The organism is Rhizobium sp. BK176, from assembly GCF_024808055.1.
The window spans coordinates 111,349-125,735 of sequence record NZ_JANUBV010000004.1 but is presented as its reverse complement, the minus strand read 5'-3'; the positions used below and the strand labels follow the sequence as shown (position 1 = coordinate 125,735).

Below are 14,387 nucleotides of genomic sequence, written 5' to 3'. Positions count from 1 at the left end.
GTCCTGGCGCAGCATTTGCAAGCGCGGCAGGGTGAATGTATGGACGCTGAGGAACGCTTTATTCGGAAATTGATGCCATGATCATACTGGCGCTCGACACCGCAGGTGTGGATTGCGCTGCCGCTCTCTATGACAGCGGCAGGGATACGATGCTGGGGGAGGCATCGGACATGATCGGCAAGGGGCATGCTGAACATCTGATGGGAATCGTCGACCGCGTGCTGGAGCAGGCCGGCGTCGCGCTTTCGGCTGTCGATCGCATTGCCGTTACCATCGGCCCAGGCTCCTTTACCGGCATTCGCGTCGGCGTCGCCGCCGCCCGTGGCTTTGCGCTGTCGCTCGGCGTTCCGGCCGTCGGCGTCACCACGCTTGCGGTCATGGCCGAGGCGCAGCGGTTGAAGACGCCAGGGCGGAGCGTGCTTACCGCCATGGATGCCAAGCGAAACGAGATCTATCTGCAGACATTCGATGCCGATGGCGAACCGCTCGATGAGGCCCGCGCTGTCGCCGTCGAGGAAGCACAGGCAATTGCTGCGACGTTCGAGGGCGAAATTGCCGGTTCGGCTACGCCGCTCTTGAAACCCGGCACGATCGGCGATTGCGCCAACCATTTCCCGATTTCCATCGTGGCGCGTCTCGGCGCTGCCGCCGACCCGTCTTCCGGAAAGCCGAAGCCCCTCTATCTGCGCGGACCCGATGCCAAGCCGCAGGCCGGGTTTGCGATTACGCGAGTATGACCATGTTGGAATCCTATCTGACGCTGAAGCCGGAATTCGAGATTGTCCCGATGGACGCCGATGACTGCCGCGCCGTGGCGGCGTTACACGGCGAACGCTTCGCACGACCATGGGGCGATGGCGAATTCTATAGCTTGCTCAGCCAGGACACCGTCTTCGGCTTCGTCGCTCGGCAGACCAACGCATTTCTGAAGAAGCCGCTGCCGGGTTTTGTGCTCGCGCGTCAGGTCGCTGGCGAGGCGGAGATCCTGACAGTCGCCGTGCAGACGAAGGTCGCTCGCGCCGGCCTTGGCTGGCGGCTGATGCAAGCTGCGATGCGTGAAGCGAAGCTGCGCGGTGGCGAGAGCATCTTCCTGGAGGTCGATGACGGCAATGCGGCAGCGCTCGGGCTCTACCGCAAGCTTGGATTCGAGAAAGTCGGTGAACGCAAGGGTTACTACAAGGATACCCAGGGCGCGGTTTCCACGGCGCTTGTCATGAAGCGCGTTCTTCGCTAGTCCGTTGCTCAAACGTTGACTATCGGAAGGCAGCCCATGACTGACGTCGCCAAGACCCTTGAGGAGCTTTGCACCGAACGCGGCATGCGCATGACCGAGCAGCGCCGGGTGATTGCCCGCATCCTCGAGGAGTCGGCCGACCACCCTGACGTGGAGGAACTCTACCGCCGCTCCGTCAAGGTCGACGCCAAGATCTCCATCTCCACCGTCTATCGCACCGTGAAATTGTTCGAGGACGCCGGCATTATCGAACGCCACGACTTCCGAGACGGCCGCTCGCGCTATGAGACGGTGCCGGAAGAGCATCACGACCATCTCATCGACCTGAAGTCGGGCGTCGTCATCGAGTTTCACTCGCCGGAGATCGAGGCCCTGCAGGAACGCATTGCCCGCGAGCATGGCTTCAAGCTCGTCGACCATCGACTGGAGCTCTATGGCATCCCACTCAAAAAGGACGAGCGCTGAGGCCATGAGCGCAGCCGCGGAGTCTTCGTTTTGATCGCCTGGCTGCGTCTCGCCCTCGCCGGTATCGTCATTTTCTTCGCCAGCATAGTGCTTATGCCCTGGCAGCTTCTTGCGTTGCGCTTCGACTGGAAGCTGCGACGCTGGCTGCCGCGCATCTGGCATCGCATCGTTTGTTTCTGCCTCGGCATCCGAATCCGCGTCCATGGCAAGATGGAGACCCACAGGCCGTTGATGCTTTGCGCCAACCATTCGTCGTGGATGGACATCATGGTGTTGTCCGCGGTCGCCGACGTCGCCTTCATCGCCAAGATCGAAGTGCGCGACTGGCCGATCTTCGGCAACCTGGCGAAGCTGCAGAAGAGCGTGTTCGTGGTGCGCGAGGAAAAGCGCAAGACCGGCCACCAGGCCAACGAAATTGCCACCCGCATGGCGGATGGCGAGATCGTCGTTCTGTTCCCGGAGGGCACGACCTCGGACGGGAATCGGCTTCTCGAGGTCAAATCCTCGCTGTTTGGCGCAGCCGCCATGGCGGTGCCGGCGTCGCCAACAGGCGCCGTCGTGGTTCAACCGGTCGCGGTTGCCTATACGGGTGTCTACGGCCTGCCGATGGGCCGTTATCACCGGCCCCTCGCCTCTTGGCCAGGCGATGTCGAGATGTTCCCGCACCTGAAGGACATGCTGCAATGCGGTGCCTTCGAGGTTGACGTCTGTTTCGGCGAGGCGGTGGAGTATCGTGCCGACAGTAACCGCAAGGAAGTCAGCGCGACGATTGCCCGACGCATCCGCACGATGCTTGGCGCCGCTTTGCGCGGTCACAAGACGGCCTAAGGCACAAGATTTCCTTTTCTCGCGCATGAAAAACCACTAAATAGCCGGCCATGACCCAGGACAGCGCCCTTCTTCAGGCCCCGGAGACCGATCTCCGCGATGGCAGCAACAGCCGCAAGGTATTCATCAAGACCTACGGCTGCCAAATGAACGTCTACGACTCGACGCGCATGAGCGATGCACTCGCCCGTGACGGATATGAGCCGACGGAAGTCATGGAAGAGGCTGACCTTGTCCTGCTCAACACCTGCCATATCCGCGAAAAGGCTGCTGAAAAGGTCTATTCGGCGCTTGGTCGTCTGCGCGACATGAAGAAGGAACGCAGCAAGCAAGGCCGGGAGTTCATGATCGGCGTTGCCGGCTGTGTCGCACAGGCCGAGGGCGAGGAAATCCTGCGCCGGGCGCCAGCCGTCGATGTCGTCATCGGTCCTCAGACCTATCACCGCCTGCCGGAAGCGCTGCGCAAGGCGAAGGAAGGCCAGCGCATCGTCGACACCGAATATGCGCTGGAAGACAAGTTCGAGCATCTGCCGATCGCCGAAGCCAAGAAAATCCGCTCGCGTGGCGTCACCTCCTTCCTTACCGTCCAAGAAGGATGCGACAAGTTCTGCACTTTCTGTGTCGTGCCTTACACCCGCGGTTCGGAAGTGTCGCGGCCGGTCAGCCAGATCGTCGAGGAAGCGCAAAAGCTCGTCGAGGGCGGCGTACGCGAGATCACCCTGCTCGGCCAGAACGTCAACGCCTGGCATGGTGTCGGCGCCAACGGTCAGGAATGGACCCTTGGCGACCTGCTTTACCGGTTGGCGGAAATTCCCGGGCTTGCGCGCCTGCGCTACACCACCAGCCATCCGCGCGACATGGACGACCGCCTGATCGAAGCGCATCGGGATCTCCGAGCGCTGATGCCATACCTGCATCTGCCGGTGCAGGCCGGCTCCGACCGCATCCTGAAGGCGATGAACCGGCGCCATACGGCTGCCGAGTATCTGACCCTGATTGAGCGGATCCGCGCCGCCCGTCCGGACATCGCTCTCTCCGGCGACTTTATCGTCGGTTTTCCGGGGGAGACAGACCAGGATTTTGAAGATACACTCCGCCTGGTGGAGGAGGTCCGCTATGCACAGGCCTTCTCCTTCAAGTACTCGACACGGCCGGGCACGCCCGGTGCGGAGCTGAAGGACCAGGTGCCGGAAGAGATCAAGGCAGAACGGCTTGAATGCCTGCAGGCGCTTCTCCTGAAGCAACAGCAGGAATTTGCCGAATCCTGTGTCGGGAAAACGATCGAACTGTTGCTTGAAAAGCCCGGTCGTATGCCAGGACAGCTTATAGGCCGTTCTCCCTGGCTTCAGTCCGTGAATGTTGATGCAAAAGCATTGCAAATCGGTGACATTATTAATGTGCGAATCACCGGAACCGGAACCAACAGCCTGTTTGCCGAGATAGCAGAGGCTGAGGTTTAAACCCTAGGAGCTCGACCGCTTGAACGGACAAGAATTGGTTTCTTCTTCACCGCGCCACCCACGCATTGCGAGCGACGCCAATCACTTTATTCTGACGTTCGAGAACAATCGGTTCGCCAGCGAATTGTTCGGTCAGTTTGACCAGAACCTCAAGCTGCTTGAAGAGCGTCTGCACATCGACGCTCGAGCGCGGGGCAATTCCGTCGTTATATCAGGGGACATCGTCGCTACCAACCAGGCGCGGCGCACCCTCGACTATCTCTATGAGAAACTCCAGAAAGGCGGCAGCGTGGAGCGATCCGACGTTGAAGGCGCGATCCGCATGGCGGTCGCGGCGGACGATCAGCTGAGCCTGCCAACCATGGAGCGCAAGGCCAAGCTGACCATGGCACAGGTTTCCACGCGCAAGAAGACCATCATTGCCCGGACTCCGACCCAGGACGCCTATCTCAGGGCACTGGAGCGAGCCGAACTGGTTTTCGGTTGTGGACCCGCAGGTACCGGCAAGACCTATCTCGCCGTCGCCCATGCCGCCCAGCTTCTTGAACGTGGCATGGTCGAGAAGATCATCCTTTCCCGCCCGGCCGTGGAAGCCGGCGAGCGCCTCGGCTTCTTGCCCGGCGATATGAAGGAAAAGGTCGATCCCTACCTTCGCCCGCTCTATGACGCGCTTTACGACATGATGCCGGCCGACAAGGTCGATCGTGCGATCACCGCAGGCGTTATCGAAATCGCGCCGCTCGCCTTCATGCGCGGTCGGACGCTCGCGAACGCCGCCGTCATCCTCGACGAGGCGCAGAACACGACCTCGATGCAGATGAAGATGTTCCTAACGCGTCTTGGTGAGAACTCACGTATGATCGTCACCGGCGACCCGAGCCAGATCGACCTGCCGCGCGGTGTCAAGTCGGGACTGGTGGAGGCTCTTCAACTGCTGAACGGCGTCGAGGGCATCTCGATTGTCCGCTTCAAGGATACCGACGTGGTGCGCCATCCGCTTGTCGGGCGCATAGTCAGAGCCTACGATTCCACCTATGCAACGGAAACCGAAGAGGTTAGCCGGCAGGACTGATGGCGGAACTCGATATCCAGATTAGCGTCGAGGAGGGCAATTGGCCCTCCGAAGATGCGTTGCATGCATTGGCGGACCGGGTGCTTGAAACGGCCGCCAACTATCTGCGCGAGACGGTCAAACAGCCATTTCCGAAAATGGTGCCCGAGGTTTCGCTGGTCTTCACGGACGACGCCTCGATCCAGGACATCAATGCCGAGTGGCGCGGCAAGGACAAGCCGACCAACGTGCTTTCCTTTCCCGCCTTTCCCGTCACGCCGGGCAAGGTGCCAGGTCCGATGCTAGGCGACATCATCATCGCAAGAGAGACCGTGGAGCGGGAGGCAATCGAGCTCGAGAAGCGCTTTGACGACCACCTGACGCATCTGATCGTGCATGGATTCTTGCATCTCTTCGGCTACGACCATAATAATGACGCTGAAGCCGAAATAATGGAGGGGCTGGAGACTCGCATTTTGGCGGTACTCGGCCTATCTGACCCATACGAGGGTCAAGACCTTAAAATGGAACCATGAGCGACTTTACGACGAGACCGGCCGCCGAGGCCAAGGACGCCGATCAATCATCCTCCTCCGACGAGGGTGGCAGTAGTAGGCAGTCTGGACGATCCCAATCCTTCTGGTCGCGTGCGGCGCGTATCTTAAGACCGCAGCAAAACTCACGCCTTCGCGAAGATATTGCGGATGCTTTGATGACCGACGCTGCGGTCGGAGACGTCTTTTCGCCCGATGAGCGGGCGATGCTGCATAACATTCTGCGCTTCCGCGAAGTGCGCGTTGCCGATGTTATGGTCCCCCGTGCCGATATCGAAGCCGTCGATCAGAACATCACCATCGGCGAGTTGATGATCCTGTTCGAGGAATCCGGTCGTTCGCGTATGCCCGTCTATGCCGATACGCTCGACGACCCGCGCGGCATGGTGCATATCCGTGATCTCCTCTCCTACGTCGCCAAGCAGGCGCGGAACAAGCGCCGCGGTAGCGCCAGGGCCATCAAGCCGGCGACGCCTCTCGTGGACGTTTCCCCCGAACATCTGCAGAAGCCGACCCGCTCCGTGAAGGCGAATTTCGATCTCAGCCGCGTCGACCTGCAGAAGACCCTGTCGGAGGCCGGGATCATCCGCAAGATCCTCTTCGTCCCGCCATCCATGCTCGCGTCGGATCTGCTTCGCCGCATGCAGGTGAACCGCACGCAGATGGCGCTCGTCATCGACGAATATGGCGGCACTGACGGCCTGGCGTCGCACGAGGACATCGTCGAGATGGTCGTCGGCGACATCGATGACGAACACGACGACGAAGAGGTGATGTTCAAGCGGGTGTCGGAAGACGTCTTCGTCGCGGATGCGCGTGTCGAACTGGAGGAGATCGCCGAGGCGATCGGACCGGACTTCGACATCACCGAGCAGGTCGACGAAGTCGACACGCTGGGCGGCCTGATCTTCTCCGAGCTTGGACGCATTCCGGTGCGGGGCGAGGTGGTGCAGGCCCTGCCCGGTTTCGAGTTCCACATCCTCGATGCCGATCCGCGTCGCATCAAGCGCGTGAGGATTACCCGCAAGCGCCAGGCCATTCGTCGCCGCGCCAAGCTCGATGGTGACGGCACAGCCGGCTCGGACCAGGGCGAAGAGCGGCAGACGGACGTCCCCACGACAAACTGATTGCCGCAAAGCACGACAAACGGCGGCTTTTTTGAAACACTGCGGTCGGGTTGATTCGCGGCTTGACGGGAGTGCGCATGGAGCGGCTTGCAGACAGGGTTATCCTGGCCTGGGGGTTCAAAAGGGTTGCAGTGGCAATCCTTGCAGGCGCCGTCGGTGTTTTGGCCCTCCCGCCATTTGGCTTCTTTGCCGCGATGTTCGTGTCGTTCACGCTCCTTGTCTGGCTGATCGACGGTTCGGCGGCTGCTCCTGAAAGCGGGTGGATAGGCCGTCTATGGCCTTCCTTCGCTGTCGGCTGGCTCTTCGGGTTCGGCTATTTCATTGCCGGCCTCTGGTGGCTTGGCCACGCCCTGATGATCGACGCGGAGGCTTTTGCATGGGCGCTGCCGCTGGCGATCTTCGGCCTGCCTGCGGTGCTCGCCATCTATTACGGAATTGCCGCCGCGCTGGCACGGACCCTGTGGTCCGATGGCATGGGGCGGATTGCGGCACTTGCTGCGAGCTTCGGATTGCTCGAATGGCTGAGGAGCGTGCTTTTCACCGGCTTTCCCTGGAACGCGGTCGGCTACGGCATGACGCCCGTGCCCCTCATGATGCAATCGGCGCATGTCATCGGCATCATGGGTATCACATCACTGTCGGTCTTCGTCTTCGCCGCGCCCGCACTGCTCGGCACCCGCCAGGGCACCAAGCTCGGTCTCTCCCTGGCGGCTCTGCTGTTCGCTGCGCATATCGGCTACGGCGCCTATATCCTTTATGGCCCGCAGCCGACACCAGCGGCGGACGCCAAAAGCCCTATCATCCGCCTCGTTCAGCCGATGATCGAGCAGACCGCGAAGATGGACACCGACGGCGACCGCGCCGCCATCTTCGAGAAACACCTGAAGCTCTCGGCAGAGCCCCCGAAGGATGGCGGCCGGAAGCCCGACATCATCGTTTGGCCGGAGACGGCCATTCCCTTCATACTCACCGACAATCAGGATGCACTCAGCCGGATCGCCGATACGCTCGACGACAACCAGATCCTGATCGCTGGCGCCGTTCGGGTGGAGGATACCGGGCCCGGCAATCCGCCGCGCTACTACAATTCGATCTACGTCATCGATGGCCGGGGACAGATCGTTGGCGCCGCCGACAAGGTGCATCTTGTGCCGTTCGGCGAATACGTACCGTTCGAGAGCGTCCTCGACGATTTCGGCATCCAGAACGTGGTCGAGATGCCGGGTGGCTTCTCGCCCGCCGCCAGCCGCCAGCTGCTGGCCTTGCCGACCGGGATCAAATTCTATCCGCTCGTCTGCTACGAGATCATTTTCCCTGACGAGATGACGGGCGACCTTGGTGCCGCCAATGCCATCCTCAACGTCACGAACGATGCCTGGTTCGGCGCTACACCTGGACCCTACCAGCACTTCCAGCAGGCCAGGCTGCGTGCCGTGGAGACCGGGCTGCCGCTGATTCGTAATGGTAACAGCGGCATTTCGGCCCTCGTGAACGCTCGCGGCGAAGTCATTACTGGTCTTGATCTCAATGAAACGGGCTTCGTCGATGCAACTATCACGAGCTTCGACGCGCATCGTCCTGCGGGCTATCCACGCCAAACTTACTTCTGGTTGCTGGAAATACTTCTGTTTGTAATTGCTATCGTTTCTCGCTTTGGTTTTGTTTTCAAGCAGAATTGACCGAAAACCCCTAAAATTGCATAGTGGTTGGGATCGGCGTTCTTAGCGTATGTTTCAAGGTGGTTAAGCAAGACTTTGCAACGTGGCGTTTTGGGGTGGGTTTGGGCATGCCGGTTTAAACAAGGTTGAAAATTATTGTTAGGGCAGGACCATGATTGAGAACAAGAAGCGGCCGAACCCCATCGACGTCCATGTAGGTAGTCGCATTCGCCTTCGCAGAACGATGCTCGGAATGAGCCAGGAAAAGCTCGGGGAGAGCCTCGGCATCACCTTTCAGCAGATCCAGAAATACGAAAAGGGCACCAACCGCGTCGGTGCCAGCCGTCTCCAGAACATCTCCAGCATTCTGAACGTCCCGGTCTCCTTCTTCTTTGAAGATGCCCCCGGCGAACAGTCCTCCGGACTGTCCGGCATGGCGGAAGCCTCCAGCTCCAACTATGTGGTCGACTTTCTTTCGTCGTCCGAAGGACTGCAGCTCAACCGCGCCTTTGTGAAGATCACCGACCCCAAGGTTCGCCGCAAGGTCGTGGAATTGGTCAAGGCGCTCGCGGCCGAAGCAGACAGCGAATAATAGCCACTGAAAATTTGGAGCAAGAGTGAAAGCGGCCACAGCGGCCGCTTTTTGGCGTTTTTTGGGCACAAATTGCCACTTAGTCGCAGATATAAAGATATATTTATGTCCTTCTACGCTTGTTTTTCCCGCGCGAACTGAGTACCTACTACGCAGCTTTTGTTCTTTGAGGGGAATCCCGGAATGCGCGCCAATTACCTTTTCACCAGCGAGTCAGTTGCCGAAGGTCACCCGGACAAGGTGTGTGACCGGATCTCCGACGAGATCGTGGATCTGGTCTACCGCGAAGCCGCCAAGACCGGCGTCAACCCTTGGGGCGTGCGCATTGCCTGCGAGACGCTGGCAACCACCAACCGCGTCGTGATCGCCGGTGAAGTGCGCCTGCCGCCGAGCCTGATGAAGAAGGACAAGGACGGCAACGACGTCATCAACCCTTCGAAGTTCAAGGCTGCTGCCCGCCGCGCCATCAAGGACATCGGGTACGAGCAGGACGGCTTCCACTGGAAGACGGCTAAGATCGACGTGCTTCTGCACTCGCAGTCCGCCGACATTGCCCAGGGCGTCGACAGTGCTGCCGACCAGCAGGGCGACGAAGGTGCCGGCGACCAGGGCATCATGTTCGGCTACGCCTGCAAGGAAACGCCTGACCTCATGCCGGCGCCGATCTATTACTCCCACAAGATCCTGCAGCTCCTTGCTACCGCCCGCAAGAAGGGCGACGGCGACGTCGCGAAGCTCGGCCCTGACGCCAAGAGCCAGGTGACCGTGCGTTACGTCAACGGCAAGCCCACCGAAGTCACGTCGATCGTCCTTTCCACCCAGCATCTCGACGAAAGCTGGGACTCGAAGAAGGTGCGCGCGGTTGTCGAACCCTACATCCGTGAAGCTCTCGGCGACCTGCCGATCGCCGACGATTGCAAGTGGTACATCAATCCGACCGGCAAGTTCGTCATCGGCGGCCCGGACGGCGATGCCGGCCTGACCGGCCGCAAGATCATTGTCGACACCTACGGCGGCGCTGCTCCGCACGGCGGCGGCGCGTTCTCCGGTAAGGACACGACCAAGGTCGACCGTTCGGCTGCCTACGCTGCTCGCTACCTCGCGAAAAACGTCGTTGCCGCCGGCCTCTCCGACCGCTGCACGATCCAGCTCTCCTACGCCATCGGCGTTGCGCAGCCGCTGTCGATCTACGTCGACCTGCACGGTACCGGCAAGGGCGTGACGGAAGACATGGTCGAAGCTGCGATCCGCAAGAACATGGACCTGTCGCCGACCGGCATCCGCCGTCACCTCGACCTCAACAAGCCGATCTATGCCAAGACCTCGGCCTACGGCCACTTCGGCCGCAAGGCTGGCCGCGACGGCTCGTTCTCCTGGGAGCGCACTGATCTCGTCAAGGCGCTCAAGGACGCCGTCAAGGTCAAGGAAGCAGCATGACCGACATGGAACGTCGCGGACGCGCGACCGAAGCCTTCTTCGGTCGCCGCAAGGGAAAGGCTCTGCGCGAACATCAGGCAGAGCGACTGAACACCCTGCTTCCGACGTTCCTTATCGACCTTTCAGCGGCTCCGCCCGAGCCGCTGAACACTCTCTTTCCGGCGCCGACCCAAAGGCTGCGCCTGGAAATCGGCTTTGGCGGCGGCGAGCATCTGATTCATCGTGCCGTCGAAATGCCGTCCACCGGCTTCATCGGCGTCGAGCCCTTCATCAATTCCATGCAGAAGCTGCTGACGAGCGTCGACAAGGCGGACGCCAGGAATGTCCGCGTCTACAACGACGATGCGACGCAATTGCTGGATTGGTTGCCGGACGCCTCGATCGACCAGATCGACCTGCTCTACCCGGATCCGTGGCCAAAGCGGAAGCATTGGAAGCGCCGCTTCGTGTCGAAGACCAATCTCGACCGCTTCCACCGCGTACTGAAGCCGGGTGGGCTGTTCTGCTTCGCCTCGGACATCGATACCTACGTCAACTGGACGCTGCTGAAGTGCCGCGACCATGGCGGCTTCGACTGGCTGGCACAGGATGCAGCAGATTGGCTGACGCCCTACGAGGGCTGGCCGAGCACACGCTACGAGGCCAAGGCACGGCGCGAAGGCAGATCTTCCGCCTATCTCACATTTAAGCGCGTCTGAGCCTGCCTTAGTGCAGGCTCACCGTTTTCAGTTCATCCTCGGCAGCCTTGAAGAAGGTGCTGGAACGGTTATCCGTCAACAGGATCGGCGTGCCATCGGCGCCGAATAGCGCCCAAAGGTCAACGCTCGGATCGATGTCGGGCGCTTCCGGGAAGCACTTGGCAACTTCTTCGTTGCGCATCTTGCGGATATAGGCGACCTCGCCGTTGCCGATACCGGCAAGTTCGGTTTTGGTCAGGTGCGAATTGGCTTCTTTCATCAACATTCCTGTACCTCCAAGAGAAGGGACCAACGGCTCAACATGCGCCGTTGTCCTACTGTGAGACCGAAATGTTAATTTTCTTCACCATACGGCTGGGCTCGGGGCGGATGAGATCCACCGAGAGCAATCCGTTCTTCAGGCAAGCGCCCAAAACCTGCATCCCGTCGGCCAGAACGAAAGTCCGCTGGAACTGGCGTGCGGCGATGCCGCGATACAGGTAATCCCGCTCCCCCTGCTCGACCTGGCGACCGCGAATAGAAAGCTGATTCTCCTCGACCGACACGTCTAATTCTTCTTCGCTGAAGCCGGCCACGGCCAGGGTTATGCGCAACCTCTCCGGATCGCCGGAAGCACGGTCGGCGGCAACTCGCTCGATATTGTAAGGGGGATATCCGTCGCTGGCCTTGGAAAGGCGCTCCAGCGTCTTTTCCATGGCGTCAAAGCCCAGGAGTAGCGGGCTTGCGAAAGGCGTCATGCGGCTCATCGTCTTCAAGTCCTTGATTCAAGCGACCTTGCCGGACCTGAATACAGCATCCGAATGCTTCCAATATGGGAACTGACAGGCGCAGGCGCAAGGCGGATGTCGCGCTCGCACTTGGAAAGCCCCGCAACGGTCCGACCTTGACAAAGCAAGCGCCGCCTCGCATCAAAACGTGCCCGCGGCGGCTGTGCCGATTTGCGACGGAAGCATAAACAAACGGTGCATGCCACGAAGACGCGCACCATGAGGATGGAACGACCGGAATGGCGGACCCTAGGAAGATCATTATCGACACTGACCCCGGTCAAGACGACGCCGCGGCCATCATGCTGGCATTCGGCAGCCCGGAAGAACTTCAGGTGCTGGGGATCACTACGGTCGCCGGCAACGTTCCGCTGTCCTATACGAGCCGCAACGCGCGCATTGTCTGCGAGCTCTGCGGCCGCACCGATACGAAGGTCTTTGCCGGCGCCGACAAGCCGATCGCGCGCAAGCTCGTCACCGCGGAGCACGTCCACGGCAAGACGGGACTCGACGGTCCTGTCCTTGACGAGCCGACCATGGCTCTGCAGCCGCAGCATTCCGTGGACTTCATCATCGACACGCTGCGCAGCGAGCCGCAAGGCACCGTGACGCTCTGTACGCTGGGGCCGCTGACCAACATCGGCTTGGCCTTCCAGAAAGCGCCCGACATCGTCCCGCGTGTCCGTGAACTCGTCATGATGGGCGGCGGCTTCTTTGAAGGCGGCAACATTACGCCGGCCGCCGAGTTCAACATCTACGTGGACCCCGAGGCCGCCGACATCGTCCTTCGCTCCGGCATACCGATCGTGATGATACCGCTCGACGTCACGCACAAGCTCCTGACCCGCAAGGACCGCGTCAAGCGCATGGCCGATCTCGGCACGCGCCCGGCCATCGCCATGGTCGAGATGCTGGAATTCTTCGAGCGCTTCGATGTCGAAAAGTATGGCTCGGACGGCGGCCCGCTGCACGATCCGACCGTAATCGCCTATCTCTTGAAGCCCGAGCTTTTCAAGGGGCGGACCTGCAATGTCGAGATCGAAGTTAAGTCGGAACTGACGGTCGGCATGACCGTTGTCGACTGGTGGCACGTGACGGATCGCAAGCGCAATGTTCAAGTCATGCGCGATGTCGATGCGGACGGCTTCTTCGATCTGTTGATCGAGCGCTTCGCCCGCATCTGATGCCTAGTGCGTTTGAGGGCGGCTGAGAGATCAGGCCCGCGGAAGCGGGCCGATCGGATCAGGCGTCCTTCTGGTCAAAAACCGAATTGGTTTCGGGTTCGACGAGCTTCGGGCCGCCCTTGGCGACACCGACCATGGCCGGACGCAGGACACGCTCGCCAATCGTGTAGCCGGCCTGAACGACCTGAACGACGGTGTTGTTCGGTACTTCGGCATTCGGCACTTCGAACATGGCCTGGTGGAAGTTCGGGTCGAATTTCTGGCCGACCGGCTCCAGCTTGCGGACGCCATGACGCTCGAGCGCCGACAGCATCGAACGCTCGGTCATTTCGACGCCTTCGATCAGCGTTGTCAGGCCAGCATCGGCAGCAGCCTTTGCTTCTTCCGGAACAGCATCGATGGCGCGGCGCAGATTGTCGGAAACAGCCAGCATATCACGGGCGAAGCCGGCGGCTGCGTAGGTCTTCGCGTCCTTGACTTCGCGCTCGGTGCGACGGCGCAGGTTATCCATCTCGGCGGCAAGCCGAAGATAACGGTCGCGCAACTCCGCATTCTCGGTCCTCAGAAGTTCCAGCGGATCGGGCTGTACGGTGGCTTCGTTCTCGACGTTTGCGGCGGCGTCCGCTGCGGCTTCGGCCGCGGCTGCGTCAGGTCCGTTCTTCGTCGTTTCGTCAGTCATGACGTTCTCCGGTGATTGGTGTCTTTTAGGATGTGCCCGATATCGAGCTTTGGCGGGCAAAAATCAAGTCTGCGTGACCGAAAAGCGCGCGATGTAAGGCAACCGATGCGGGGGATGCGAGAGGGCCAGCTTGACTTGCTCGCGCTAAAGTTCTTTTATTTTAGCGCCGCCTAAACCTTCAGTGCTTCGGCCTCATCCTGGGTCAGGGAGCTGCTACCATGAACGATCAGAAAAGCTATACCGGGCGCTGCTTCTGCGGCACGGTCGAGATTGTTGCGACCGGCGAACCGGTGGCAATGGGATACTGCCACTGCGCCTCCTGCCGGCATTGGTCGGCCGGGCCGGTCAACGCTTTCACGCTCTGGCAGCCCCAGGCGGTCCACGTCACCAAGGGTGGAGAGCACGTCGAGGGCTACCAGAGGTCCGATACCAGCGTTCGGAAATTCTGCGACCGCTGCGGTGGTCATCTCTACACGGAGCACCCGACTTGGGGCGTCACCGACGTTTACGCAGCCCTTCTGCCCGATCTCGATTATGCCCCGGCGTTGCACGTGAACTATCAGGAAAGCGTGTTGCGCATCCGCGATGGCCTGCCAAAGTACAAAGATATGCCGGCGGAGATGGGCGGCTCGGGCGACACTCTGCCGGAGTAG

Annotated in this window: 17 protein-coding genes; 14 read left to right on the top strand and 3 right to left on the bottom strand. The window is 60.7% G+C overall.

Features of this window, described 5'->3' with window-relative positions; all coding sequences use genetic code 11:
- The first annotated feature begins 77 nt into the window (after nucleotides 1-77).
- The 12 genes from tsaB to FHT76_RS15960 all read left to right on the top strand — a co-directional run bounded on the left by tsaB (nucleotide 78) and on the right by FHT76_RS15960 (nucleotide 11,104).
- Nucleotides 78-737: a tRNA (adenosine(37)-N6)-threonylcarbamoyltransferase complex dimerization subunit type 1 TsaB gene (tsaB, locus tag FHT76_RS16015; RefSeq protein ID WP_259185690.1), complete on the top strand. Its 660-nt coding sequence runs from the start codon at nucleotides 78-80 to the stop codon at nucleotides 735-737.
- Entirely contained in the window at nucleotides 734-1,234 is a 501-nt protein-coding gene (locus tag FHT76_RS16010) for a GNAT family N-acetyltransferase (RefSeq protein WP_405049256.1), read from the top strand. Before tsaB ends, FHT76_RS16010 begins: the two co-directional genes overlap by 4 nt.
- Nucleotides 1,235-1,270: 36 nt before the next feature.
- Nucleotides 1,271-1,699: a Fur family transcriptional regulator gene (locus tag FHT76_RS16005; RefSeq protein ID WP_016552503.1), complete on the top strand. Its 429-nt coding sequence runs from the start codon at nucleotides 1,271-1,273 to the stop codon at nucleotides 1,697-1,699.
- A 30-nt stretch (nucleotides 1,700-1,729) separates the two neighbouring features.
- The gene (locus tag FHT76_RS16000; protein ID WP_183860538.1) at nucleotides 1,730-2,527 is read left to right on the top strand and encodes a 1-acyl-sn-glycerol-3-phosphate acyltransferase; all 798 of its coding nucleotides are present in this window, start codon (nucleotides 1,730-1,732) and stop codon (nucleotides 2,525-2,527) included.
- A 50-nt stretch (nucleotides 2,528-2,577) separates the two neighbouring features.
- Nucleotides 2,578-3,987: a tRNA (N6-isopentenyl adenosine(37)-C2)-methylthiotransferase MiaB gene (gene miaB, locus FHT76_RS15995; RefSeq protein WP_183860540.1), complete on the top strand. Its 1,410-nt coding sequence runs from the start codon at nucleotides 2,578-2,580 to the stop codon at nucleotides 3,985-3,987.
- Nucleotides 3,988-4,006: 19 nt separating this feature from the next.
- Complete coding sequence (locus tag FHT76_RS15990) at nucleotides 4,007-5,059, top strand: PhoH family protein (RefSeq protein WP_016552500.1); 1,053 nt, start codon at nucleotides 4,007-4,009, stop codon at nucleotides 5,057-5,059.
- On the top strand, nucleotides 5,059-5,574 hold the full coding sequence (gene ybeY, locus FHT76_RS15985) for an rRNA maturation RNase YbeY (protein ID WP_183860542.1): 516 nt from the start codon (nucleotides 5,059-5,061) through the stop codon (nucleotides 5,572-5,574). The genes FHT76_RS15990 and ybeY overlap by 1 nt, the downstream gene beginning before the upstream one ends.
- Complete coding sequence (locus FHT76_RS15980) at nucleotides 5,571-6,719, top strand: hemolysin family protein (RefSeq protein ID WP_183753251.1); 1,149 nt, start codon at nucleotides 5,571-5,573, stop codon at nucleotides 6,717-6,719. Before ybeY ends, FHT76_RS15980 begins: the two co-directional genes overlap by 4 nt.
- Before the next feature lie 77 nt (nucleotides 6,720-6,796).
- Nucleotides 6,797-8,398, top strand: coding sequence for an apolipoprotein N-acyltransferase (gene lnt, locus FHT76_RS15975; protein ID WP_183860544.1), 1,602 nt, complete (start codon nucleotides 6,797-6,799; stop codon nucleotides 8,396-8,398).
- Nucleotides 8,399-8,549: 151 nt separating this feature from the next.
- The gene (locus FHT76_RS15970) at nucleotides 8,550-8,969 is read left to right on the top strand and encodes a helix-turn-helix domain-containing protein (RefSeq protein WP_018855116.1); all 420 of its coding nucleotides are present in this window, start codon (nucleotides 8,550-8,552) and stop codon (nucleotides 8,967-8,969) included.
- Nucleotides 8,970-9,152: 183 nt separating this feature from the next.
- Nucleotides 9,153-10,406, top strand: coding sequence for a methionine adenosyltransferase (gene metK / locus FHT76_RS15965; RefSeq protein WP_114711016.1), 1,254 nt, complete (start codon nucleotides 9,153-9,155; stop codon nucleotides 10,404-10,406).
- Nucleotides 10,403-11,104 carry a tRNA (guanosine(46)-N(7))-methyltransferase TrmB gene (locus tag FHT76_RS15960; protein ID WP_183753255.1) on the top strand — a complete coding sequence of 234 codons (702 nt, stop codon included), beginning with the start codon at nucleotides 10,403-10,405 and terminating at the stop codon, nucleotides 11,102-11,104. The genes metK and FHT76_RS15960 overlap by 4 nt, the downstream gene beginning before the upstream one ends.
- A 7-nt stretch (nucleotides 11,105-11,111) precedes the next feature.
- Here the strand turns inward: FHT76_RS15960 and FHT76_RS15955 are convergent, their stop codons facing one another.
- Nucleotides 11,112-11,369, bottom strand: coding sequence for a DUF1150 family protein (locus FHT76_RS15955; RefSeq protein ID WP_007799651.1), 258 nt, complete (start codon nucleotides 11,367-11,369; stop codon nucleotides 11,112-11,114).
- Between the two features lie 49 nt (nucleotides 11,370-11,418).
- Nucleotides 11,419-11,850 carry an Hsp20 family protein gene (locus tag FHT76_RS15950; protein WP_016552493.1) on the bottom strand — a complete coding sequence of 144 codons (432 nt, stop codon included), beginning with the start codon at nucleotides 11,848-11,850 and terminating at the stop codon, nucleotides 11,419-11,421.
- 260 nt (nucleotides 11,851-12,110) lie between these two features.
- Here FHT76_RS15950 and FHT76_RS15945 point away from each other — a divergent pair, with 260 nt between their 5' ends.
- Nucleotides 12,111-13,055: a nucleoside hydrolase gene (locus FHT76_RS15945; RefSeq protein WP_259185689.1), complete on the top strand. Its 945-nt coding sequence runs from the start codon at nucleotides 12,111-12,113 to the stop codon at nucleotides 13,053-13,055.
- 58 nt (nucleotides 13,056-13,113) lie between these two features.
- Here FHT76_RS15945 and grpE read toward each other — a convergent pair whose 3' ends face one another.
- Complete coding sequence (gene grpE / locus FHT76_RS15940; RefSeq protein WP_183860550.1) at nucleotides 13,114-13,734, bottom strand: nucleotide exchange factor GrpE; 621 nt, start codon at nucleotides 13,732-13,734, stop codon at nucleotides 13,114-13,116.
- 218 nt (nucleotides 13,735-13,952) lie between these two features.
- Between grpE and FHT76_RS15935 the strand changes: the two genes are divergently transcribed.
- On the top strand, nucleotides 13,953-14,387 hold the full coding sequence (locus FHT76_RS15935) for a GFA family protein (protein WP_016552490.1): 435 nt from the start codon (nucleotides 13,953-13,955) through the stop codon (nucleotides 14,385-14,387).